The organism is Nocardia asteroides (assembly GCF_021183625.1).
Classification (GTDB): Bacteria; Actinomycetota; Actinomycetes; order Mycobacteriales; family Mycobacteriaceae; genus Nocardia; species Nocardia asteroides_A.
The window spans coordinates 2419504-2440832 of the sequence record NZ_CP089214.1; the positions used below are offsets into that span (position 1 = coordinate 2419504).

Here is a 21329-nt window from a genome sequence, read left to right on the forward strand (position 1 = left end):
CGAATGCGGAGCGATACCTTTCACTCTTGATCCCACAGAAAAGACAATGCGCGGAAGAAACCAGTCGGTTCCCTCCGCGTCAGCAGCGTAGCAATGCCCCGGCGATCGGTCGAGATGGATGGGAACAGTCACGAAAAGTCACGATCGGGCAACGCGACCGAGACCTTCCATCCCAGACGCGGCGCCCCGCTCCCGGACTCGCTACCCAGAGGTAACAAGGCCGTCCGGCGCTGCGGGGCGACCGCTCGGCCGCCCCGTCGAACCGGGCATTCCAGCCGCATCACGGTTACTGCACGGCCGCAGGAAACTGTCCCGGACACGCTCGGCGAGCTAATCACCGGCTGCCGGGGTCGCATTCCGCCGAACATTCGCGTTCGCTATCAAGAGTGGCGTTTCTCGCCAATGCCGACCATGCGGTATGCCGCCGCCCGGAAACGGTGTGAGGATGCCCGGGTGCATGAAGATATTCGGTGTTCCTATCCGGTCGCCATCACCGCACCGGGAAAGGATTCGGTGGTCGCGGACGCGATCGCCTGGGTGCTGCACGCCTCGCGCGAATTCGGCGGAATTCCGCTGGTCTTCGTTGCCGACGAAGCCAGGGTGCGCACGAGTGCGTGGCTGCGCGCCTTCGTTGCGGACGCGCGGCTCCCGGTCGCCACCGCGCCCGCGCCGGACCGGAACTGGCACGGCGGCGTCGTCCTGGCCGCCTGGCCGCAGGCCGAGCAGCTGGCGACGATCGCCGCCGACCCGCGCACCCGCGGGCTCTGCGTCGTACCGGACGACCTCGCCGAGGTGGGGGTGTGGGCGAAGGCCGCGCACCCGCACCTGCTCGGCGCCGAGGCGGCGCCGAAGTGCGAGCCCGCGCTGGATCCGGTGATCGCCGAGGCGCTCACCACGCTGAGCGGGCTGGTGAACCCCGCAGGCCCGCTGGCCGGGCTGCAATCCCGCCGCGACGCGGTCGCGCTGCTGGTCATCGCGCACGAGGGCGGGCACCGCTGCACCCGCGAGCAGCTCTACGCCTGGTGCCTGGCGCACGGCTGGTCGCAGCGCGCGGCCCGCAGGCTCGCCGCGCTGGCCGCGCACGTGGCCGCCGGCCGCCGCCCGGCCGCACCCGCGGGCCCGTTCCGCTCGGACATCCTCGGGCTGTGGCGGGATCGGGCCGCCACCCGCCCGCACGGCTGCCCCTGCGCCGACCGCTGACCGGCCGCCACCTCGACCCGCTCACACGGCTGCCCCGGTGCCGACCGCTGACCGGCCACCCCGTCGACCTGCTCGCACGGCCGTCCCAGCGGGGACGGACCCCGCGCCCCGTCGACCTGCTGCTCGGCATCTTCCGGACCGAGGGCGCGGCGCTGCCGCCCGACCGCCGGTACGGCACTATCGAGGGCATGAGCCCAGACCCCATCCCGGCGAGCACGACCGAATTCCGCGCGCTCGCGCACGCCCGGCTGGACGGGTTCGAGCGCGCGGAGGTGCCGGAGGCTCCCGGGCTGCGCCGCGCCGCCGTGGCGCTGTGTGTGGCGGCGGAGCCGGAGGGGCCGCTCTCGGTGCTGCTGATCCGGCGCGCCTACCGCGGCCGCAATGCCGGGCAGTGGGCGCTGCCCGGCGGCCGGCTTGAACCGGGCGAAACGCCGCGGGCCGCGGCGCTCAGGGAACTCACCGAGGAGCTGGGCATCACGGCCGAGGAGAGCGACGTCATCGGCGCGCTCGACGACTTCCCGGCCGCCTCCGGCTTCGCCATCACCCCGTTCGTGGTGGCGCTGCGCGACCTCACCGAGCTGCGCCCGGCCCCGGACGAGGTGCACTCGGTGCACCGGGTCGGGCTGCGCAGGCTGGCCGAGCCGGACGTCCCGCACTGGGTCTCCCCCGAGGAGGCCGTCCCCGGCGGCCCGCCGCCCGGCGCCACCCCCGCCCCGGCGACCGGAATCCGTATGCTGCAGATGCGTTTCGGCCCGGGCATGACCATCCATGCCCCGACCGGCGCCCTGCTCTTCCAGTTCCGCGAGGTGGTCCTGCTCGGCCGCACCCCGGGCGAATCGCGGGTCGCGCACTTCGCCCAGCCGGACTGGACGCACCGCTGACACGGCCCGGTTGACCGGGAGCACGCCGGGTAATCCCGGACAGGACAAGGGGGAAGCCGTGACCGTCGTACCGGAGGTACCGCTGGACGCCGTCGTCGCACCGACGGCGCCGGTCCGGCGCTCGCGCGGGCAACTGGCCAGGTACCTTTTCGACCTGATCTTCGACGACACCCTCGCCGACCACGCCGCGACGCTCACCTTCTACGCGGTGCTCGCGGCGCTGCCGACCCTCACCACCATGCTGGCGATCGTCGGCGCGCTGAACCAGTCGGTCACCGATCCGCTGGTGGACGAGTTCCGCACGCTCGGCCCCGGCCCGGGCGCGCAGCTGCTCATCGATACGCTCCATGAGCTGCGTGGCTCGGCGCTCTCGGCGCCGCTGATCCTGCTCGGCCTTCCGGTGACGCTGTGGATCCTGACCCGGTATCTCGGCGCGCTGGTGCAGGGGATCCAGTCCATGTACGGGATCGTCGGCGACCAGCCGCGCAAGCGCACGATCCTGCTGCGCGCGGTGCTCGCGGCGGTGGCGTTCCCGCTGCTCGCCTGCTGCCTGGTCGCGGTGGTCACCACCGGCGAGATGGCAACCGGGATCGGCCGGCGGCTCGGGCTCGGCGAGGAGGTCGCGGCGACGTGGCCGATCCTGAAGTGGCCGCTGCTGCTCGCGGTGATGGCGTCCCTGGTGGTGCTGCTGTACCGGCTGGTGCTGCACGGCCACGGCACCCGCTACCGGCGGCTGGCCCGCGGCAGCCTGCTCGCGCTCACCGTCTGGCTGACCGCCTCCCTCGGATTCACCCTGTACGTCGAGCATTTCGGCTCCTACAGCCGGCTGTACGGCTCGCTGGCGGCGGCCGTCATCCTGCTGGTGTGGGTGTGGATCACGCACTTCGCGCTGCTGCTCGGCGCCGCCTACAACGCCCCCGACCCCGGCGCGGTGCCGCGGCAACCGACCCGCAGGCTCAATCGGGACCGAACGGCCGGCCGCTGAGCCGCTCGGCGGCGCGCCGCTCGTAGGGGCCAGCACCGAGTTAGCGGGCCCGCTGCCGCGCTGCCGCCACCTCGGCAGCCGCGCCCGGCATCCCGAGAATGCCGCGGATCGTGCCGTTGTACAGCCCGGACGGCGACCCGCGGCCCGTGCCTGCGCCCCGGCACGGCAAGCACCGACTCGATCGCGGCCATACCAACTCTGTGATCAACCCGCGGCAACAGTTTTCAGCCGAGCGGGCCGTGCCCGAGCGCGACCCGGCCGCTGAACAGCAGCTGCTTGGCGCGCGGCAGCGGGTGGAAGAGGATGCCGTGCACGTCGCGGTAGCGCCGCTCGATATCGCAGCCGCGCGAGTAGCCGACCCCGCCGACCGTCTCCATGGCCAGCCGCACGGTGGCGATCAGCTGCTCGGCCGCGACGGTCTTGCGGCTCAGGGTGCGCGCGGCGTAGGCGTCGGTGTTCGCGAAGTTCAGGTCGTCCGAACCGGCGAACATGGCGGCGACCACGTCTTCGGCGGTGGTGTGGGCGTTCACCAGCTCGCCGGTCAGTTGCAGGACGTGCTGGTCGGTGCGGCCCGCGACCAGGCGCAGCGCCGTCTCCACCGCGCCGTCGGCGATGCCGAGGTAGGCGGCGGTGATGAGCGGCATGGCTGCGCCGATCACGGTGTTCAGCAGCGGCGGCCAGGCGTCGACCGGGCGGATCAGCGAGACCGCGGCGTCCGGGACGAAGACGTCATCCAGGACGACGGTGTGCGAGCCGGTGGCGCGCAGCCCGATGGTGTCCCAGGTCTGCTCGATCCGGAGGCCGGGCGCGCTCAGCGGCACCGCGCAGTGCAGCACCCGCGGCCCCTCCGGCCCGCTGTCCCAGCGGATGCTGGTCACCAGGATGGTGCCGATCTCGCAGCCGCTGGCCGGCGCCTTGCGCGCGGAGACCCGGTAGCCGCCGTCCACCCGCTCGGCGGTGCCGCTCGACTCCACCCAGTCCGAGGCGCCGGTGCTCACCAGGATCGCGCCTCCCGCGACTTTGGTGAGCACCCCGGAGGCGTCGGCGCCGTGCTTGTGCCGCCACACCTGGGTGGCGACCAGGTGGCTGTGCATGGCGAAGGTGACCGCGGTGGACGGGTCGTACTTGCCGAGTTCGCGCAGTATCGCGCCGATCTCGGCGTGCGTGGCGCCGCCGCCGCCGAACTCGGCCGGGACGCCTGCCCCGATCAGGCCGCGCAGCGTGTCCGCGGGGGCGATCTCCCCGGTGCGGTCGCGCTCGGCGACGCCGGGGAGCAGGGTCTCGCCGACCGCCTTCGCGCGGTCGAGCCAATTCACGGTGGTGGTTTCGATGGTGGTCATGTTTCGAAGTTAGAAAGCTCCGCGATAACCGGATAGTCCAGGAAATGGACCCGTCCGGTACACGAAACAGACCCCTCCGCGAGGTGCCACCCATGCCCGAACCGACCGCAGGCTACGGCCAGTACTGCCCGATCTCCCGTGCGCTGGAGCTGCTCGGCGAGCGCTGGTCGCTGCTCATCCTGCGCGATCTGCTGCTGGGCAGCACCCGCTTCAACGACCTGGCCCGCGGGCTGCCCGGGCTCTCCCGCAGCCTGCTGGCCAAGCGGCTGCGGCAGTTCGAGCGGGCCGGGCTGGTCGAGAAGGCGGGGGTGCGGTACCTGCTCACCGAGGCGGGGACCGATCTGGAGCCGGTGCTCTTCGGGCTGGGTGAGTGGGGCGCCAAGCACACCTTCGGCGCACCGGATCCCAGCGAGCTCGACGCCGACCTGCTGGTCTGGTGGATGCACACCCGGCTGGACACCGCCGAGCTGCCCGGCTTCCGGCACGTCTTCGCGGTGCGGTTCACCGACGACGCGCGGCGGTTCTGGATCGTGGTCGATCGGGGCGCGCCATCGGTCTGCACCACCGATCCCGGGTTCGAGGTGGACGTCACGATCACCGCGGATGTGGCCGGGCTGTACCAGGTGTGGCTGGGGCGGATGCCCCTCGGGCACGCCGTCCGCACCGGGCGGCTGGACTTCGCCGGGCCGAGTTCGCTCACCCGACGGATGCCGAATGTGTTGCGGCTCAGCCCGATCGCGCCCTACCTCGCGGTGCCGCTGCCGGTGGAGGCGAGCGCCTGATCAGCCGGCGCCGAGGGCGGAGAGCACCTTGTCGGCGAGTTCGGGGCGGCAGATCACCAGGTCGGGGAGGTACGGGTCGGGGCGGTTGTAGCGCAGCGGGCTGCCGTCCAGCCGGGAGACGTGCAGCCCGGCCGCCGCGGCCACCGCGACCGGCGCGCAGGAATCCCACTCGTACTGCCCGCCGGAGTGCGCGTACACATCGGCCACCCCGCGCACCACCGCCATCGCCTTCGCCCCCGCCGACCCCATCGGCACCGGCCGACCCGCGACCGCCCCGATCAGCGCCGTCACTCGCGCGGAGGGCCTGCTCCGCGACACCGCGACCCGGATCGGCCCCGGCTCCGCGGGCGCGAGCACCGGCGGCTCCCCGGTGTGCAGCACGATCCCGGCCGCGGGCAGCGCCACCGCCCCGAGCACGGCCACCCCGTCCACCGCGAGCGCGACGTGCACTGCCCAGTCGTCCCGACCGGCCTCGCCGTACTCCCTGGTGCCGTCGAGCGGGTCGACGATCCAGACCCGCTCGTACCGCAGCCGGGCCGCGTCGTCCGGCGCCTCCTCGGAGAGCACCGCGTCGTCCGGCCGGGCCGCGCGCAGCCGCTCCAGCAGCAGCGCGTTGGATTGCCGGTCGCCCGCGGCGCCGCCCTGATCCCGGATGCGGAGCAGCAGTTCGCCGGCTTCGGCGGCGAGGGACGCGGCCAGTTCGTGGTCGTTCACCCGCTTCACTCTCGCCGGGAACGATCGTTTTGTCACCCTCCGCGATGCCGCACCCGCGCCACCGGGGGCTTACAGGGCGTTATCGCCCCTCGATCGCGACGCCGCCGACCCGGAGCTGAAACACCTCCGGGTGGTCGCGTGGCGGTGATTCATCCTCGAGGATGAGCCCGCCGCGGGCGCATCCCTCCCCGGTGCCCATCCGCACCCACCCCGCGCGGCGGATGCGCCCACCGCGGCCCGGCCGCAGAATCGAATCCATGAGCGCGACCGAACGGGGAACGGAGTTCGCGGCCCGCCCGGTGCTGCTGGTGGCGGCGGTCGTCGGGCTGGTGCAACTGGTGGCCGCGGGTATCGGCGGCGGCTACTGGTTCGACGAGGCCTACATGCTGGCGATCGGCCGCGATCACCTGGACTTGGGCTCCGCCGACCAGCCGCCGATCACCCCCGCACTGGCAGCCGCCGTCGACTGGCTGGCCCCCGGCAACATTCTGATCCTGCGCCTCCCGGCGATCCTGGCAACCGCGGGAGCCGTGGTGCTCGCCGCGCTCATCGCCAGGGAACTCGGCGGCGACCGGCGTGCCCAGCTCGTCACCGCGCTGGCCCAGGCGACGACGCTGTGGATCACCATGGCCGGGCACTGGCTCACCCCGTACACCCTGGAACCGGTGCAGTGGCTGCTGATCCTCTGGCTGCTGGTGCGCTGGCTCCGGCTGCGCGACGACCGGCTGCTGCTCGCGCTCGGCGTGGCCGCGGGGCTCGCCGTGCAGACCAAGTTCCAGGTCGTGCTGCTCGGCGCGGTACTCGCGGCGAGCCTGCTGGCCTGCGGGCCGCGCGAGCTGCTGCGCCGCCCGCTGCTCTGGGCGGGCGCCGGAATCGCGCTGCTGCTGGCGCTGCCGACGCTCTGGTGGCAGGCGCGCAACGGCTGGCCGCAGCTGCGCATGGGCGAGATCGTGGCGAGCGAGGCGGACGCGCTGTACGGCGGGCGGCCCGGCGTCGCGATCGCGCTGATCGTCATGGCAGGCATCGCCGGAACAGCGCTGGCGCTGTACGGGACGTGGCGGCTGCTCCGCACGCCGGAGCTGCGCTTCCTCGGCGTCACCGCGGTGGTGCTGTACGTCTTCTTCGTGGTCACCGTCGGCCGCCCCTACTACCTGAACGGCCTGTACGGCGTGCTCTTCGCGGCAGGCGCGCTCGGATTGCAGCAGCGCAGGCTGGCGGGCAGCCGCTTCGGCTGGGTGGTCTGGCCCGGCTTCGCGCTGAGCGCCGCCGCGGCGGCCGGCATGCTCGCCTTCTCCGTGGTCTCCGCGAAACCCGATGTGCCGCAGCACATCGCGCGCGAGGCGGTAGGCGCCTACGACGAGCTGCCCGCCGCCGAACGGGAGCGGACGGCGGTGTTCGGCGAGTCCTACATCGTCGCCGCCTACATCGACCTCTACGCGCCGCGGCTCACCCCCGCGTACAGCACCAACCGCAGCTACGGATACTTCGATCCGCCACCGGATTCCGCCCGCGATGTGCTCTACGTGGGGAAGGCACCGGACGAGCTGCGCCCGCACTTCGCCGACTGCCGGGAGCTGCGCCCGGTCCAGGAGGAGATGGCGGTGTGGCACTGCACCGGCCGCGGCGAACCCTGGCCGCAGCTCTGGCCCCGGCTACGGCACCTGAACGTCGGCTGACGGCATCAGCCCAGCAGCACCGGCAACCGCCTGTGCCCGTTCGAGATGAAGCTCGGCACCCGCCCCAGCTCCCCCTCGGACACCGCGAGCCGCATCGCCGGAAAGCGCGCGAAGATCGCGGGCAGCGCGATCTCGGCCTCCAGCCGGGCCAGCGGCGCACCGAGGCAGTGGTGCGTGCCGTACCCGAAGGCCAGGTGCTCCTTCGCCGACCTGGTGAGGTCGAACTCGTCGGCGTTCGCGCCGTACACCGCGGGATCCCGGTTGGCCGCCGCGTAACTGGCGAGGATGGCGTCGCCCGCCGCGATCCGCACCCCGCCGACCTCGAGCTCCTCCACCGCGAAGCGCAGCGGCAGGTGCGCCAGCGGCGCCTCGTAGCGCAGCGCCTCCTCGATCAGATCGCTCCACGGCACCGCGCCCGAGCGCAGCCGATCGGCCTCGGCGGGCCGGGTGAGCAGCGCGTGGATGGCCTGGTCGAGCAGGTTGACCGTGGTTTCGTGACCGGCGCCGATCACCAGCAGCAGGGTGTCGAGCAGCTCCTGCTCGTTCAGCCTGCCGCCGTCCTCCTCGTCCCGGTACGTGATGAGCAGGCTGGTCATGTCGTCGCCGGGCTCGGCGCGCCGGATCTCGACCAGCTCGCCGAGCAGCCGGTACATCTCGGCGTAGTTGGCCTGCGCCGCCTCGGGCGGCAGCGACGTGTCGAAGAAGCCGTCGACGCAGCTCCGCAGTCCGGCGTGCAGCTGCTCCGGCACCCCCATCAGGGTGCTGATCACCCGGATCGGGAGCGGATAGGCGTACCCCTCGCGCAGGTCGACGACCCCGTCCGCCGCCGCCAGCTCGTCGAGCAGCTCGTCGGCGATGGCCTGGATCCGGGGCCGCAGCGCGGCGGTGCGCCGATGCGTGAAGGCGGGCGCCACCAGCTTGCGCAGCCTGCGGTGCTCCTTGCCGTAGGCGCTGAGCATGTTGGTCACCGCGACCCACGGCAGCAGCGGCCAATCCGCCGCGATCTCGCCCGCGATGAACGGGGGCCAGTGCTGTCGCGCGTCCTTGGAGACCCGCGGGTCGACGAGCAGCCCCTTCAGCAGCGCCGCGTCGGTGACCGACCAGGCGGCGATCCCGCCGGGCAGCTGCACCCGGGTGACCGGGCCGAGCGCGCGGAGCCGCGCGCCCTCGCCCTGGATGTCGGCGCCGGTCGGGTCGAGGACGAGGGGTGGCTGGGCCATGGCGGGCTCCTCAGTAACTCTGCAGCGGTGGAGAGGGTGGGAAGGTGACCGGCAGCGCGACCAGAGCCCGGTGGAACGGGCCGGGCCGCCAGGCGAGCGCCTCCGGCGGCACGCCGAGCGAGAGTTCGGGCAGCGCGTCGAGCAGCAGATCGATCGCGTCCTGCACGATCAAATAGGCCACCGAGCGGGCCGGGCAGGCGTGCGGGCCCGCGCTCCAGGCCAGGTGCGAGCGGTTGTCGGTGTAGCGGCCCGCGTCGATGGCCGGGTCGTTGTTGGCGCCGGCCATGCTGATCAGCACCGGCTGGTTGGCCGGCAGCCAGACGTCGTCGATGAGGATCGGCTGGCGCGGGTAGGTCATGCAGAAGTTGGCCAGCGGCGGGTCGGTGAAGAGCACCTCGTCGAGCGCGTCCCTGGTGGAGAGGCTGCCGCCGAGCATCTTGCCGCCGAACCGCTCGTCGGTGAGCATGAGCCGGACCGTGTTCACGATCAGGTTCATCATCGGCTCGATCCCGGCGCCGTACAGCGTGAGCAGCTGCTGGATGGCCTCGTTGTCGTCGAACCCGGCCGGGTGGTGCACCACCCTGGACGCCATGTCGGGGCCGGGGTCGCGGCGCTTGAGCAGCACGAGCTCGTGCAGCCCCGCGGTGAACATCGCCGCGCCCTTCTCGGCGTGCTCGACGTCGAAGACCAGCGCCATGCCCTCGGCGATGGTCTGCCCGATCTCCGGCGGGCAGCCGACCAGCTCGTTGACGACCGCGAAGATCAGCGGGAACGCGAACTGGCCGACCAGGTCGGCCGAGCCGACCTCGCAGAAGCTGTTGATCAGCGGGGTGGCGATCCGCTCGACGGCGCGCTGCGCCCCGTGCATGTCCACGTCGGCGAGCGCGGCGACGCTGGCGGCCCGGTACCTGGCGTGCTCGGCGCCCGCGCTGCGCAGCGCGTTCGGCCGCCACTCCAGCATGGGCAGCACCGGGCAGTCGCTCGGGGCGTCGCGCTGCCACATCCGCGGGTCGGCCGGGAAGTGGTCGGGGTCGTTGAGGATCTGGACCGCGGTGCGGTACCCGATCACCAGCGTGGCGGCGACGCCGGGCGAGAGCTCCACCGGCACCAGCGACCCGAAGCGCCTGCGCATCTCGCGGTACGCGCTGTGCGGATCGGCGGCGAACTCATCGGACCAGAGCGGATACCTGGGCCCCTCGGTGTCGAACGGCGACCCGTGCGGGACGGGGCACCCGGGTGCGGGTTGGCTCATTGCTGAAACTCCAGACGGTGGAACAGGAATTCGACGAGGGTGATCAGCGAACGCAGACAGGCACCGCGATCCCTGGCGTCGAGGTGGACCAGCGGGGTGCTCGGGGCGAGGTCGAGCGCGTCGCGGACCTCCTCCAACGGATACGTCCGCGACCCGTCGAACTCGTTGATCCCCACCGCATACGGAACCCCACGCTCCTCCAACACCGACAACACCTCATCGGCCTTGTCGATCCGGCGCGTATCGATCAACACCAACGCCCCCAACGCCCCCCGCGCCAACTCCTCCCACAACGGCACGAACCGCTGCTGCCCCGGAGTCCCGAACAAATACAACGCCAACTGCGGATTCAACGTGATCCGCCCGAAATCCATCGCCACCGTCGTCGAGGACTTCCCCGGCAACCCCGCCATGTCATCCACCCCGACACTGGCCTCGGTGATCGTCTCCTCGGTCCGCAACGGCCGAATCTCGGAAATACTGTTGACGAACGTGGTCTTCCCGACCCCGAAATTCCCCGCCACCAGCAACTTCACCGACCGCGTCACCGTCTCCGGCACATAATCGACCGACCGGTCAGGCCGGGAGAGCACGGAGCCCATTGAGAACCTCCTCGAGCAGAGCGATATCCGGCACCGCTTCCAACGGCCGCGGACTGGAAAGATGCTCACTGTCGAGCAGATCCGACACCACGATCTTCACCACCGACGGCGGCATATCCAGATACGCCGCCACCTCGGCGATCGACAGCGAACCCTTGGTACTGCAGAGCGACAGCACGCGGCGGGCGTCCGGCGCCAGCCCGATGGGCGGCTCGGAACCCGCGACGACCAGCGTCACCAGATCGAGCAGCCGGGTGGCGCGGGTGCGGCCCCCGGTGCGGACGTAGGCGCGGACCAGATCGGGGTCGCGGCCGCTCACCGCAGACCGCCGTCGTCTCTCCGCCGGGGCGCGCTGGCCAGCTCGTGCCCGACCCGGGCGGCGAGCTCGTTCATTCGGTGCGCGATCAGCCCGACATCCAGATCGACGGTGGTCGCCACGCCGAGCAGGGCACCCTCGCCTGCCGCGGTGATCATGATCATGCCCTCGTCGTACTCGGTCATGTTCTGCCGCACCGTGTTACCGCTGGTCCCGCAGAACTCACCGAGCGCCTTGCCCAGCGACCGCAACCCCGACGCCGCCGCGGCGAACCGCTCGGCGTCATCCTTGGAAATCCCCGCACTGTGCGCAATGCGCAACCCGTCATCGGACAACAGCACCGCGAACCGGACCCCGGGCACCTCGAGATCCTCGAGAAGCCACCCCAGTTTGTTGCTGCTGTCGGTCACGCTCGGTGTGCCCATCAGGATGTCGTCCCTTCCGTCTGTTCGGATGCGGCGGCACGGCCGCTCTTGGAACCGGACTGCCACGCCGCCGCGATATCCGGCCGCGCCAACCCGGGATCGGTCCGCGGACCGCTCGTCTTCACCATCGCGGCGACGGTCGCCCGGCGCCTGCGCCGCGGCAGACCACCGCCCGCGATCTCCCGCACCGACGCCTCCGGCTCGGGATCCGATGCCGGTTCGGGGCTCGGCACCGCGGCGACCACCGGCTCGGCGCGCACCGATGCGACGGGCTGCGGGGTGCCGTTCTGCTGCTGCGCGCCGAAGCGGTCGGCGGTGCTGCGGGCGATCGGCGCCGCGGGGATCTCGATGGGCTCGGGGGCGGGCGCTGCGGGAGGCGGGGTGATCAGCAGGGTCTCGGGGATGTAGACCATCGCCCGCATACCGCCATACGCATTCGGCCCATCGATATACACCGTGAACCCATACCGCCGAGCAAGCGCCGCCACACCCGGAAAACCCACCTTCGGCGACGGACCCAGCTGATGGATATCCACCGACCGCTCCCCCGCCAGAACCTGACGCGCCTCCTCCATCTGCTCGGAATTCATCCGAACACCCGCATCATCGACAATCACGGTCACCCCGTGATGCCCCTCCTGAAACCCGACATCCACATACGACGTCGGCGGCGAATACCGCAACGCGTTATCCAGCAACGTCGCCAGCGTATGCACCAACGGCTCCACCGCCCGCGAGATCACCATCCGATCCAACTGATTCGACCGAACCCGCAGATAATCCCGCACCCGCCCCGTCGCACCACCCACCACATCGGTCAACGACTGCGACGGCCACCGACGACCAGGCAAACCACCACACACGATCACATACGACTGCGCCTGCCTGATCATCTGCTGCACCGAATGATCGATCCGCGTCAACGTCGCATACACCTCGTCATCACGATGCTCACGCAACGCCGCCGACACGACCTGACTCACATCGGCACCCAAACTCACCACCGACGTACCGAACGACCGCACCGCACCACTCGTGGCATCCCGCGCCGAACTCGACAACCGCTCCCGCACCGCCTCCTCGGCAGACTGCACCGCGACCCGCGACTTCTCTTCGGCGTCCCGGATGGTCTGGTCGCGCACCTCCGACTGCAGCATCCTGAGCTCGTCGGCATAGCGCTCGGCGGTCCACCGCAAACCTTGGGCGAACCGTGAATTCTCGGTGCCCGGCGCGACTTCGGGGATAGGCGCGGGCTCGTGCCTGCGCACCGAGGCGGCGACCGCGGGCAGGGTGGTAGCGGCGAGCCGCTCCAGCGCCTCGTCGTGCAGGCGCTGCTCGGCGATCAGCGCATCGATACGGGACTGCTTGCGGCGCACTACCTGCACCGCGTAGATCGTGGTGACCGTGACCAGCACGACGGTCACGATCCAGGGAAGCACCACGGCAAAATCTGAACTCATCAGTTCTCTCGTGTTGAGGGACTCGAGGACCGGGGGGATCGGGGTGCCCGGCGAGCCGCGCAATACCCCTGCTGCCGAACGTCTTTGATCGCGCACGGCCTGCCACACCGATCCCGGCGATCGGCACACAGTAGCAGTATCACGAAGAAGTCTCGATTCGCGAGATGGCGAACAATTGCGGTCTCCGAGAGGGTTAACAGTGCGCAAAATAATCATGACCGAAGGATTCCGTCCGGTAGCGATGATCTTTTACCACAGTGTTAAATACTTGCTACGGATCCCGTTGCCCGACAGTGAGTTTCGCTGTATCAGACAGTAGCCGCTCCGGCCGTGCCGACGCATGACTCGTCAATTATGGAAGCCCGTTCCCATCGCTTTCCGCACCGAACCGAACAATTGTTTTCTGTTTCCCCGGTCACTTATAAACCGACCGGTTGCCCGGGTTACCCCCGAACCCATCCGTGCGGCCGGGCGGCTCCGAAGGTGAATCGACAGACACTGTTCGAACGAAAGGTGATCGATGGGCACCGGCAAGCACAGGGCACTCGCCCCGGCTCGGAGGCGGATGGGCTACGCGGTGGCGGCGGGGGCGGTTCCGGTGGCGCTGTCGCTGGTGGCAACCGGGACGGCGCACGCCTCGCCCGAGCCGCGGGCAGCGGTCGGCCCGGTCGAGGTGGCACCGATCGCCGACGAGCAGGCGCCCGCGGCCGCCGAGGTGCCGAACGTCAACCCCTACTACGGCGTCCGCTACCCGGACGAGGTACTGAGTTCGCTGCAGGGCGCGCGCTCGATGCCCGCCTACGGCTACCTCTCCCCCGTCGAGAACCTGCACGGCCCAGCGCCCGCCAAGCCCGTCCCGCCGATCACCCCGCCGGCCGGCGTGCTGCGCTTCGGCGACGTCCAGGTGGAGTCGCCGGACTGGCTGCCGCGCGAGCAGGCCATCCAGATCAACGACGCCGCCGCCGCACAGGAGGCCGGGCTGGCCACCTACTTCGACTCCGTGGGCATGGAGCGCACCCGCTCGGATCGGGTCGCGAGCCAGACCATCGGCTCCGCTGCGGCCGGTGCGGCGGCGGGCGCCGCCTTCGCCGCGCCGTTCGGTGTGATCGGGGCGGCGGCGGGCGGCACGATCGGTGCGCTGGTCGGGGTGCCGTTCATGCCGATCGGTCTGGCGGCCGTTCCGCTCGGCGCCGCCTACGGCGCCGGGCTCATGGTGGCGCCGCTCGCCGCCATCGGCGCGGGGCTCGGCGCCGGGGTCGGAGTGGTGCAGGGGCTGGCCGCGCCGCCGCAGGCGCTCGGGCCCGCTCCGGAGGTCGTCCAGAGCTGAGCCTCCCTTCCCTGCGCGCCGCCATCCGGCTTCCGGGTGGCGGCGCGTTTTCTGTGCCCGCGTAACGCCTCGACCACACCGTCCGACAGTGAACATGAGTGTTCGCAAAAGGCTGCGGAACTCGATCCGTTGCGACAGTGAGGATTTCACCATGAAGAAGCCGACCACCGTGCTCGCCGAGGTCGCCGTGGCGCTCGGCGCCGCGGCGAGCGTCGCCACGCTCGCCGCACCGGCCGCTTCGGCCACCGTCACCGGCATCACCGTCGCGCCCGGGCGCACCCTCGGCGCGCACGACTACGGCACCGGCTGCTCCTACACCGTCACCGCAACCGTCGACGACTCCGCGCCGGTCTACTTCTTCGAGGAGGGCCAGGGCCCGACCGACTACGTCGGCACCGGGATCAACCTCGGCTCCGCCTGCGTCGCGCTGTAATCGAGGAGCAACGCGCACCCGCTCATCCAGCTGTGGTGCTTCGTCAGCCGGTCCGCCCAGCACGGAGTCCGCGCAGCCCTACCGCCGTCGGGGACCGTTCGAGATTGCGATGAAATGCGGTCGTACCACCCACAGAAATGCGATGATCTTGCCGGGAATTAACTATGAAGAATGGATATTCAACAGCGGATAAAAACATTCCTGTCATGCTTTAATTGGCGATTCCGATTCACAGCAAGAAGAGAACGGGCTATATTTCAAACACCCGATTCACGGGGTTCGACACCCCGTCGTACCATTGCTCGAAATTCCTGGAGATTGCCATGAGACCGACCTCCCTGCTCCGCGCCTGCGTTATCGCCCCGATCGCCGTCGCCTCCGTCTTCTGCCTCGCGGCACCGGCGAGCGCCGCCCCCGTCAGTGTCAACTGGAGTTGCCGTGGCACGGTCTTCGGCATCGGCCAGACCTCGACCATGACCACGTCGGTCACCGGCACCGCGCCGGGTTCGGCGGCGTCGGGTTCCGCGGTGGCCATCACCATCACGCCGGGCGCCTCGTCGGTGCCGAGCTCGGCCTCCGGGTTCACCGTGAACAACATCAGCAACCTGAAGATGACCATCCCGACGCCGGCGAACTCGACCCTGGTCTCCGCGACCGCCTCCGGCGGCACCGTGGCGGGCAGCGTCGCCACCTCGGGCGGGAACGTGGTGCTGACCGTGCCGGGGCCGATCGCGGGCGGCACCAGCTTCACCCCGCCCGCGGTGACCGTCAACGTCACCGCGGGCAGCCCCGGGACCTCGATCACCAGCAAGTACGCGGGCACCAGCTACACCAGCCCCGGCATGACGATGACGACCAACGTCGCCTTCGTCGGCAATGTCGCGACCTCGTGTTACCCGAACCCGTCGCCGACCCTCACCACCACGTCGGTGACCTGATTCCGGGGGCGTGCGGCACGGAACGGTGACCGATGCCGCAGGCCCGCGGTGCACGCGCCCGGACCGGGCTGCCGAGCAGCCCGGTCTCGGTCCCGGCCCAGCTATCGGCCCGACAACGGTTGTCCCGCTTAATGTTTGATGGGCAATGTCCACTTCGGCCGAATTCGGCATCGTATCGGTCACTGTGTCGTACAGTGCATGTCCGGCACCGCCACGACCGCTTCCACGGTCGGCGCGGTGCCCGCTTTCGTGATGTTCGGCAGCCGCTCTCCGCCCTGCCGACGAACGATCGACAGGAGTCACCATGCCTGCGCCGAACGCCCGGCGGCGATCCCTGCCGCACGCGGGGAAAGCGGCAACCGGCACTCGCGATTCCAAGCCCCGGTGCCCGAGAACGACCCAGCCCGCCCGGATCTCGGCCGAACTCAAGCGGGCCCTCGAGTTCTACCACGGCACCGCCGAGGACCTGATCCGGGAATTCATCCGGGTGCTCGGCGTGAACGAGACCGACCGGCGGGCCCTGGAGATCGTCCTGCTGGAGAACGAGAAGGATACGACACCGGGGCTGCTGGCCGAACGCCTCGGCCTCACCGCCGCCGGCGTGACCATCATGCTGAACCGACTGGAGAAGCAGGGCTACATCGCCCGCACCCTGCACCCGACCGACCGCCGCCGCGTGATCGTGCTGGCGACCGACCTCGCGGCGCATCGCGTTCAGGAACTCGTCGTTCCGATGATCGTCGAGAGTTACAAGATGCTGCTCGACTCGTACGACCCCGCGGAACTCGACACCATCGCCGATTTCCTCACCCGCGCGGGCGAGCTGCAGAAAATTCACCGGCAACGGTTGCGAGACGTGGACCCCTACGCGAGGCCCTGAATTCCTCTTCGCCGCGGTCGACAGTTACTCGACGGGTGATCGCGCTGTCAGCACAGTGCCGTTCGGCAATTCGCGAGCGAGAAAGCGGTAGTGCAATGCAGACCGGCGACAAAGACAGTCCGGCCGATCGTTTCCGGCGACAGGTGCCGGGTGTGGTGATCGCGGTAATCGTTACGGCGATCGGAATAACTTTCCTGGCCGGGCCCGAGCCGAGCCCGCCGGTGCGAGCCGACAATCCCGGCCGACTCACCGCCCTGGCTTTCGAGCGCACCACCATCCGAGCGCGGACCTCTGTGTCAGCCTCGAGTCCAGCGGGCTCTGCCACGGAGGTATCCGTACCTGGCGATGTCATCGGCTCCGGCACGGCCACCGAAACCACCCAGCCGCCGGCGGATTCCACCGCCCCCGAAACCACCGCGAATGTGCCGCCGGATCCCCCGCCTGGAGACTCGACGAACCCATCGGTAGGCGCCGGTTTCTCCGCCACGGCGAGTTTCTCGGTCGAGGCGACATTCAGCGTCCAGCTCTCGGCGACACCCACGACCACTCCGTCAACGATCATCGTCACGTCGACCCCGCTGCCGACCACCTCCACGATCACCACAACGACAAAGGCTCCGCGCACCACCACGACCTCGATCCCGGCGAGTTCGACCACCGCACCCACCACCCCGTCACCGACCAGTGCAGTGCGGCATCCGCGCTGAGAAATGCGGGCATGAGCCCACAGAACCGTCTGTCAGCATGACGACGTGTGTTCCCCCGCGCTCCTCGTCACCGACACAGCCGGAAAAGAAATCAGGCCCGGTCGGAGACCGGGCCTGACCTGCGGAAAATGGGTGGAGCTAAGGGGACTCGAACCCCTGACCCCCACACTGCCAGTGTCGCAAGAGCCATCGGGCGGGTAGCTCGGATATAGAACCGCGTGGTCAGGGCGGTGCACTCTCGGCGGTGCACCGCCCCTCGCCCGTTCACGAAGCCTGCTAGGCACACTGTCGGCACAGCCATAATGCCCCCTGACCAGCATGAATAACGGCGTTCAGGCACAGCTCGGAGAACAGGAGCCGAGAACTCGGCGCGGCACCGACTGTCGGTCTCTCGTGGTCCACTTCAGCCATGACAAACAGCTATGGATTGCAGAAGGTCCCGGTCGGAGCAGTGGAGACCGGGGACCGGGTGTTCCAGTCCCACGACGGGATCGAAGTCCTCATGCGGGTCAAGGGGAAGACGCTCGGATGGAAAGGCCAGGAGACGTACTACGAGCTCAGCGGGACCGTCGCTGCGCGCCGAGCAGGCGAATCGACGTGGATCAACGTCGGCTCGCAGCGGTGGAAGTACCCAGACTACGACCTGATCGACAAGGTCGTGCCGTACTTCCGGAGGAATGCCGCCTGACCTTGGGCTCGGGCTCGATCGCTCATCCTCCTGAACGATGACAAGCTCCCGATGCCAAAGACGGTGTTCCTGACGAAGGTCGTCAAGGACATCGCCGCGTCGGCGTCGCGGGCCGTCATCGCGTACTTCTCCCACAAACCTCGGGACGGTCAAGTACTCGGACAAGAAGAACAGCAACAAGGGCAAGGCGAACGTCAGGGACACCCTCACGACGTTCGCCTTGCTCATCTCCACCCGACGCCGAGCGACGCCGTCGGCTCATGGGGCGAGTAGTCCGATGGCTGCCGCAGCACCATGCCGATGCGCCATACCGGCGAGCAAGACCGCGCACCGGTCAGCTTGCACCACCCTGCCGCGCTTCCAGCTCCGCCCTGATCAGCGTGCGGGCATCGTCGCCGTAAACAGCTTGATCGGCGAGCCGGGCGAACACCTTCTCGTAGAGCGCGATCTCTCGCGGCTGCGTGATCGCGGACTCGGCGGTGATGGTCTCGACCAGCACCTTGCGGGGACCGTAGAGAACGAAGTCGGTGAGACGGCGGAAGTACAGGGCGCGCCCCGGCACGATGCCGAAGACCAGGCGGGGAAGCTCCATGAGGGTCAGGACGTGTCGTAGCTGCTCGGCCATCACCTCATCCCCGCCGACGGTGGTCCCGAGTGCTGGCTCGCCGATCAGCAGACAGAACCGGTGCCGACCTTCTCGGAGCACCCGTTGCCGCTCCACTCGCGCCGCCACTGCCGCGTCCAGGTCGCGTTCGGTACCGAGAAATTCCATGCCCGCCACGAGCAGCGCGCGGGCGTAGTCGGGGGTCTGCAACAGGCCGTGGAAGACCTGCGGGTCGAATCCGCGCAGCAGTTCGACGTGGTCTTCCATCGTCCCGATGCGGCGCTGGTGAGATGCATAGCCGTGGCCGACGATGCGCCGCCATTCCGTCCAGGCGGCGGAGATGTTGCGGACGGTGGCAAGCAGGTCAGGCAGCTCGTCCTCGGCACCGGTGATCCGACACCACGCGTCCACGTCGTCCTCGGATACCGCCTGCGCGCCGTTCTCGATCCGAGAGACCTTCGCGGGATGCCATCCGGCATGTCCAGCGAGCTGATATCCACGGAGCCGCGCCGAGACCCGGAGGCCACGCAACCGCGCCCCCAGGTCTCGACGGGCCTCACCGACGTTCGTCACGTCCGGTAGTCAGCGTGCGGAACGGCTTTCGCCCAAAGGTCGTCGCGCCGCCGCGCGTAGTAACCGGTGATCACCGGATCGGTGGTGGCAGCCCAGCCGGGCAGCGCGGAGCCGTCGTCGGCGAACACGGTGAACGCGGCCACCTCGTCGCCGAACAGCCACCAGTCATCGTCGGGAAGGTCGACGGGCGCGCTGGACCTCGGCAGCCACCGGATGTCCTCGCCAACGTCGATGTTGGCAGCGGTGGTCCCCACGGAGAACCGCGTGTAATCCCCATGCGGCTCGGAGGTCACCCGGACCCGTTGCACTGCGCAGCCCGCGCCGGTGACCTCTCGCATCAGTTCGTGCCACCGCGCGCTCGCCGCTGGGTCTTGCTCTTCCCCGGCGAGGAACCGGCGCACTCGGTCGGCTTCTCCGGCTACGCCGCTGTAGTCGTCTCTGACCTCGAGGTGGAACGCACGGTCGTACGTGCGGAAGTGCGCGGCCAGCTCATCGAATCCCAGGTGCCGCATCCCGCCGCCTCTCCATTCCGATCGAGACCTCCACCGCCGACTCGTGGCCGGGCAGCCGAATCTGTGCCAGTGCCTCGGCATCGGTGACGGTCTCCCCGGTCACGGTGAACGTGCCGTGACCGGTGTCATGCAGCAACGCACCCAGACAAGTTCCGGGTTGCAGATGCCGGATCAGGCGGTGCGGAATCTCGATCGTGTCCGGTCGCTCAGTGCTCCAGCCCTGCACGACGTAGGTATCCCGGTCGCTGCGGTACAGGGTCGGACTCTGCCCGTCGGTGCTGTCGCCGCCCAGCCATTCCAGTCTCATGCGCTTCTCCCCTTGGTGTGTGTCCGTCCATCATCGGGGCTGCTCGCGCGCCGCGTGAGGCAGTTCGGCGCAATATTGCGCAATTTCCTGTTGGAGCCCAACAGAGTGCGCATAGCGTCCATTTCGGCCCCGCCGCCGGGTCGACACCGCGCGAACCTCATCCGCGCACCGCTCCGTATCCGGCCGCGCACCGATCCGAATCGGGACGTCCTCGGCGGCGGGTGCCCACCAACAGAACAAACAAGGGGGCACGGCATGGGTGAACTCGGGACAGCGTTGCTGATCGGAACCGCAATCGTCGCCGTGGTCGGAGCGGTGCCGTTGCTCGTTTCTCTGTGCTGGCCGAACCACCTGCCACCGGATCAGCGCGCCGCCGCGATCACCGAGAGCCTGCACGCGGAGGGGCTGGACGAGGACATGCAGAGCCAGTACTGGCCCGCCGGTTGGCCGCACGAAGCACCAGACCGGCGGCTGTCCATCACGGAAGCGCACCAGGCAGTGCAGCGGCACCGAGCCTGCGAGGCCGACGAGTGCCCGCGCAAGGACGCCGCGTTGCGGGTGCTGGTGCAGTCCGGCCGGGTGGTGCTGGACCCGCGCCGGGGCTACTGAGGGGGACAGGCGCTCAGAGCTTCCCGGCCGCAGCCGATCACTCTAATCTCGGCGTTCGCCGTCCCTTCAGACCGACGCGAACGCAGCTGCCTGGGCAGCGGTGTGAACCACCGGCCCGGCACCGTTGACCACCGCACCGCAGGTCCACCCCGGTTCGGAGTGCGCGCTTTCCACGCTCGGCAGCAGGTGAGGTGCCTGCCACCGGTAGCGCGACGCGGGGACGTTCGGGTCGGTGACGATCGGCACGAACCCGCGCTGCCGCAGCTCGTCCACCCGCTCCCACACCGCAAGCAGCTCTTCGACCTTCGCCTCTGCTCGGAGGACGGCGAGGTGCTGTTCGACTGCAACACTGCCAAGCTTTTCCCACATGGCGAGCTTGTGCGTATCCCCGATGGAGAAAAAGTTCTCTTTGGCCCAGGTCCACGCGGAGTAGACACCCGCGCGCCCGATCTGCGCCACGACAGCGGCGTCCGGCTTCAGCTCGCCGACCAGCCGTTGCACCCAGGGGGCGGCGATGTCTTCGAGGATGCCGTCACCGAGACGACGCAAGATCAGCGCAGCACTGCGGGAGGTCCGGAAGATCGCCGAGTTCCGCAGATGCCGCCGATCCTTGGCGGTGTTGCGCGCGCTCGACGCGAGCTGCTCGAGCGCCTCGGCGGCGGTGATCTTGCGGTTCACGAACCCGTCGGCGGCAGCGTGGAGCACCGCGTCCGGATCGGGGTCGGTGAGCTTGTCGACCTCGGCCAGCAGTTCGCGTTCGTCGTCGGCAACGGCAGCGATCTCGGCGCGCGCAGCGGCGACCCGCTTGCTCGGCTCCACTCCGGACTCGGTGATCAAGCGGTCCAGTTCGGCGAGGGTATCGGCGGCGGTAGCCCATCCGCGCGGGTAGCCGGTCATG

25 protein-coding genes are annotated in these 21329 nt (G+C 69.9%); 13 read left to right on the forward strand and 12 right to left on the reverse strand.

The features are described 5' to 3' along the window. The first annotated feature begins 453 nt into the window (after nucleotides 1-453). Genes LTT61_RS11715 through LTT61_RS11725 form a run of 3 tightly spaced genes read left to right on the forward strand, consistent with a single transcriptional unit; the run spans nucleotide 454 to nucleotide 3066 of the window. Complete coding sequence (locus LTT61_RS11715) at nucleotides 454-1200, forward strand: hypothetical protein (RefSeq protein ID WP_233019962.1); 747 nt, start codon at nucleotides 454-456, stop codon at nucleotides 1198-1200. Continuing rightward, nucleotides 1146-2081: an NUDIX hydrolase gene (locus LTT61_RS11720; RefSeq protein WP_269821876.1), complete on the forward strand. Its 936-nt coding sequence runs from the start codon at nucleotides 1146-1148 to the stop codon at nucleotides 2079-2081. Before LTT61_RS11715 ends, LTT61_RS11720 begins: the two co-directional genes overlap by 55 nt. A 58-nt stretch (nucleotides 2082-2139) precedes the next feature. Then, nucleotides 2140-3066, forward strand: a complete 927-nt coding sequence (locus LTT61_RS11725) for a YihY/virulence factor BrkB family protein (protein ID WP_233019963.1) — start codon at nucleotides 2140-2142, stop codon at nucleotides 3064-3066. A gap of 224 nt (nucleotides 3067-3290) precedes the next feature. Here the strand turns inward: LTT61_RS11725 and LTT61_RS11730 are convergent, their stop codons facing one another. Then, on the reverse strand, nucleotides 3291-4406 hold the full coding sequence (locus tag LTT61_RS11730; protein WP_233019964.1) for an acyl-CoA dehydrogenase family protein: 1116 nt from the start codon (nucleotides 4404-4406) through the stop codon (nucleotides 3291-3293). Between the two features lie 92 nt (nucleotides 4407-4498). On the opposite strand from LTT61_RS11730, the gene LTT61_RS11735 reads away from it, so the two are divergent. Then, on the forward strand, nucleotides 4499-5188 hold the full coding sequence (locus LTT61_RS11735) for a winged helix-turn-helix transcriptional regulator (RefSeq protein WP_233019965.1): 690 nt from the start codon (nucleotides 4499-4501) through the stop codon (nucleotides 5186-5188). Here the strand turns inward: LTT61_RS11735 and LTT61_RS11740 are convergent, their stop codons facing one another. Then, entirely contained in the window at nucleotides 5189-5902 is a 714-nt protein-coding gene (locus LTT61_RS11740) for a 3'(2'),5'-bisphosphate nucleotidase CysQ (RefSeq protein ID WP_233019966.1), read from the reverse strand. A gap of 257 nt (nucleotides 5903-6159) precedes the next feature. On the opposite strand from LTT61_RS11740, the gene LTT61_RS11745 reads away from it, so the two are divergent. Beyond that, nucleotides 6160-7578 (forward strand): ArnT family glycosyltransferase, encoded by a 1419-nt coding sequence (locus tag LTT61_RS11745; protein ID WP_233019967.1) that lies wholly within the window; start codon nucleotides 6160-6162, stop codon nucleotides 7576-7578. 5 nt (nucleotides 7579-7583) lie between these two features. Here the strand turns inward: LTT61_RS11745 and LTT61_RS11750 are convergent, their stop codons facing one another. Genes LTT61_RS11750 through LTT61_RS11775 form a run of 6 tightly spaced genes read right to left on the reverse strand, consistent with a single transcriptional unit; the run spans nucleotide 7584 to nucleotide 12853 of the window. After that, nucleotides 7584-8798, reverse strand: coding sequence for a cytochrome P450 family protein (locus tag LTT61_RS11750; RefSeq protein WP_233019968.1), 1215 nt, complete (start codon nucleotides 8796-8798; stop codon nucleotides 7584-7586). Nucleotides 8799-8808: 10 nt separating this feature from the next. Beyond that, on the reverse strand, nucleotides 8809-10050 hold the full coding sequence (locus LTT61_RS11755; protein ID WP_233019969.1) for a cytochrome P450: 1242 nt from the start codon (nucleotides 10048-10050) through the stop codon (nucleotides 8809-8811). Beyond that, nucleotides 10047-10652 carry a GTP-binding protein gene (locus LTT61_RS11760; protein WP_233019970.1) on the reverse strand — a complete coding sequence of 202 codons (606 nt, stop codon included), beginning with the start codon at nucleotides 10650-10652 and terminating at the stop codon, nucleotides 10047-10049. Before LTT61_RS11760 ends, LTT61_RS11755 begins: the two co-directional genes overlap by 4 nt. Beyond that, a complete protein-coding gene (locus LTT61_RS11765; RefSeq protein ID WP_233019971.1) occupies nucleotides 10627-10971 on the reverse strand; it encodes a DUF742 domain-containing protein in 345 nt (114 codons plus the stop codon). The genes LTT61_RS11760 and LTT61_RS11765 overlap by 26 nt, the downstream gene beginning before the upstream one ends. Next, entirely contained in the window at nucleotides 10968-11393 is a 426-nt protein-coding gene (locus LTT61_RS11770; protein ID WP_233019972.1) for a roadblock/LC7 domain-containing protein, read from the reverse strand. The genes LTT61_RS11765 and LTT61_RS11770 overlap by 4 nt, the downstream gene beginning before the upstream one ends. After that, a complete protein-coding gene (locus tag LTT61_RS11775; RefSeq protein ID WP_233019973.1) occupies nucleotides 11393-12853 on the reverse strand; it encodes an ATP-binding protein in 1461 nt (486 codons plus the stop codon). Before LTT61_RS11775 ends, LTT61_RS11770 begins: the two co-directional genes overlap by 1 nt. Nucleotides 12854-13373: 520 nt before the next feature. Here LTT61_RS11775 and LTT61_RS11780 point away from each other — a divergent pair. The 7 genes from LTT61_RS11780 (at nucleotide 13374) to LTT61_RS11810 (ending at nucleotide 18099) form a co-directional block, all read left to right on the forward strand. Further along, complete coding sequence (locus LTT61_RS11780) at nucleotides 13374-14180, forward strand: hypothetical protein (RefSeq protein WP_233019974.1); 807 nt, start codon at nucleotides 13374-13376, stop codon at nucleotides 14178-14180. Nucleotides 14181-14331: 151 nt separating this feature from the next. Continuing rightward, complete coding sequence (locus LTT61_RS11785) at nucleotides 14332-14613, forward strand: hypothetical protein (protein ID WP_233019975.1); 282 nt, start codon at nucleotides 14332-14334, stop codon at nucleotides 14611-14613. Between the two features lie 323 nt (nucleotides 14614-14936). Further along, the gene (locus LTT61_RS11790) at nucleotides 14937-15551 is read left to right on the forward strand and encodes a hypothetical protein (protein WP_233019976.1); all 615 of its coding nucleotides are present in this window, start codon (nucleotides 14937-14939) and stop codon (nucleotides 15549-15551) included. A 496-nt stretch (nucleotides 15552-16047) separates the two neighbouring features. Then, nucleotides 16048-16431 (forward strand): MarR family winged helix-turn-helix transcriptional regulator, encoded by a 384-nt coding sequence (locus LTT61_RS11795; RefSeq protein WP_233019977.1) that lies wholly within the window; start codon nucleotides 16048-16050, stop codon nucleotides 16429-16431. Nucleotides 16432-16526: 95 nt separating this feature from the next. Then, on the forward strand, nucleotides 16527-17138 hold the full coding sequence (locus LTT61_RS11800) for a hypothetical protein (protein WP_233019978.1): 612 nt from the start codon (nucleotides 16527-16529) through the stop codon (nucleotides 17136-17138). A gap of 409 nt (nucleotides 17139-17547) precedes the next feature. Beyond that, complete coding sequence (locus LTT61_RS11805; protein WP_233019979.1) at nucleotides 17548-17826, forward strand: hypothetical protein; 279 nt, start codon at nucleotides 17548-17550, stop codon at nucleotides 17824-17826. A 51-nt stretch (nucleotides 17827-17877) separates the two neighbouring features. Further along, nucleotides 17878-18099, forward strand: coding sequence for a hypothetical protein (locus LTT61_RS11810; protein WP_233019980.1), 222 nt, complete (start codon nucleotides 17878-17880; stop codon nucleotides 18097-18099). Between the two features lie 61 nt (nucleotides 18100-18160). Here LTT61_RS11810 and LTT61_RS11815 read toward each other — a convergent pair whose 3' ends face one another. Genes LTT61_RS11815 through LTT61_RS11825 form a run of 3 tightly spaced genes read right to left on the reverse strand, consistent with a single transcriptional unit; the run spans nucleotide 18161 to nucleotide 19822 of the window. Next, nucleotides 18161-19003 carry a helix-turn-helix domain-containing protein gene (locus tag LTT61_RS11815; RefSeq protein WP_233019981.1) on the reverse strand — a complete coding sequence of 281 codons (843 nt, stop codon included), beginning with the start codon at nucleotides 19001-19003 and terminating at the stop codon, nucleotides 18161-18163. Next, nucleotides 19000-19515, reverse strand: a complete 516-nt coding sequence (locus tag LTT61_RS11820; protein WP_233019982.1) for a DUF6879 family protein — start codon at nucleotides 19513-19515, stop codon at nucleotides 19000-19002. Before LTT61_RS11820 ends, LTT61_RS11815 begins: the two co-directional genes overlap by 4 nt. Continuing rightward, nucleotides 19493-19822 carry a hypothetical protein gene (locus LTT61_RS11825; protein WP_233019983.1) on the reverse strand — a complete coding sequence of 110 codons (330 nt, stop codon included), beginning with the start codon at nucleotides 19820-19822 and terminating at the stop codon, nucleotides 19493-19495. Before LTT61_RS11825 ends, LTT61_RS11820 begins: the two co-directional genes overlap by 23 nt. A gap of 255 nt (nucleotides 19823-20077) precedes the next feature. Here LTT61_RS11825 and LTT61_RS11830 point away from each other — a divergent pair, with 255 nt between their 5' ends. Next, the gene (locus LTT61_RS11830; protein WP_233019984.1) at nucleotides 20078-20431 is read left to right on the forward strand and encodes a hypothetical protein; all 354 of its coding nucleotides are present in this window, start codon (nucleotides 20078-20080) and stop codon (nucleotides 20429-20431) included. Nucleotides 20432-20497: 66 nt separating this feature from the next. Here LTT61_RS11830 and LTT61_RS11835 read toward each other — a convergent pair whose 3' ends face one another. Continuing rightward, entirely contained in the window at nucleotides 20498-21328 is an 831-nt protein-coding gene (locus LTT61_RS11835; RefSeq protein WP_233019985.1) for a hypothetical protein, read from the reverse strand. Between the last annotated feature and the right edge of the window lies 1 nt (nucleotide 21329).

Coding starts and splice junctions, on each gene's coding strand:
- LTT61_RS11730 (WP_233019964.1), bottom strand. CDS start 4,406: ATGACCACCATCGAAACCACCACCGTGAATTGGCTCGACCGCGCGAAG.
- LTT61_RS11735 (WP_233019965.1), top strand. CDS start 4,499: ATGCCCGAACCGACCGCAGGCTACGGCCAGTACTGCCCGATCTCCCGT.
- LTT61_RS11745 (WP_233019967.1), top strand. CDS start 6,160: ATGAGCGCGACCGAACGGGGAACGGAGTTCGCGGCCCGCCCGGTGCTG.
- LTT61_RS11750 (WP_233019968.1), bottom strand. CDS start 8,798: ATGGCCCAGCCACCCCTCGTCCTCGACCCGACCGGCGCCGACATCCAG.
- LTT61_RS11755 (WP_233019969.1), bottom strand. CDS start 10,050: ATGAGCCAACCCGCACCCGGGTGCCCCGTCCCGCACGGGTCGCCGTTC.
- LTT61_RS11760 (WP_233019970.1), bottom strand. CDS start 10,652: ATGGGCTCCGTGCTCTCCCGGCCTGACCGGTCGGTCGATTATGTGCCG.
- LTT61_RS11770 (WP_233019972.1), bottom strand. CDS start 11,393: ATGGGCACACCGAGCGTGACCGACAGCAGCAACAAACTGGGGTGGCTT.
- LTT61_RS11775 (WP_233019973.1), bottom strand. CDS start 12,853: ATGAGTTCAGATTTTGCCGTGGTGCTTCCCTGGATCGTGACCGTCGTG.
- LTT61_RS11780 (WP_233019974.1), top strand. CDS start 13,374: ATGGGCACCGGCAAGCACAGGGCACTCGCCCCGGCTCGGAGGCGGATG.
- LTT61_RS11785 (WP_233019975.1), top strand. CDS start 14,332: ATGAAGAAGCCGACCACCGTGCTCGCCGAGGTCGCCGTGGCGCTCGGC.
- LTT61_RS11790 (WP_233019976.1), top strand. CDS start 14,937: ATGAGACCGACCTCCCTGCTCCGCGCCTGCGTTATCGCCCCGATCGCC.
- LTT61_RS11800 (WP_233019978.1), top strand. CDS start 16,527: ATGCAGACCGGCGACAAAGACAGTCCGGCCGATCGTTTCCGGCGACAG.
- LTT61_RS11805 (WP_233019979.1), top strand. CDS start 17,548: ATGACAAACAGCTATGGATTGCAGAAGGTCCCGGTCGGAGCAGTGGAG.
- LTT61_RS11810 (WP_233019980.1), top strand. CDS start 17,878: ATGCCAAAGACGGTGTTCCTGACGAAGGTCGTCAAGGACATCGCCGCG.
- LTT61_RS11820 (WP_233019982.1), bottom strand. CDS start 19,515: ATGCGGCACCTGGGATTCGATGAGCTGGCCGCGCACTTCCGCACGTAC.
- LTT61_RS11825 (WP_233019983.1), bottom strand. CDS start 19,822: ATGAGACTGGAATGGCTGGGCGGCGACAGCACCGACGGGCAGAGTCCG.
- LTT61_RS11830 (WP_233019984.1), top strand. CDS start 20,078: ATGGGTGAACTCGGGACAGCGTTGCTGATCGGAACCGCAATCGTCGCC.
- LTT61_RS11835 (WP_233019985.1), bottom strand. CDS start 21,328: ATGACCGGCTACCCGCGCGGATGGGCTACCGCCGCCGATACCCTCGCC.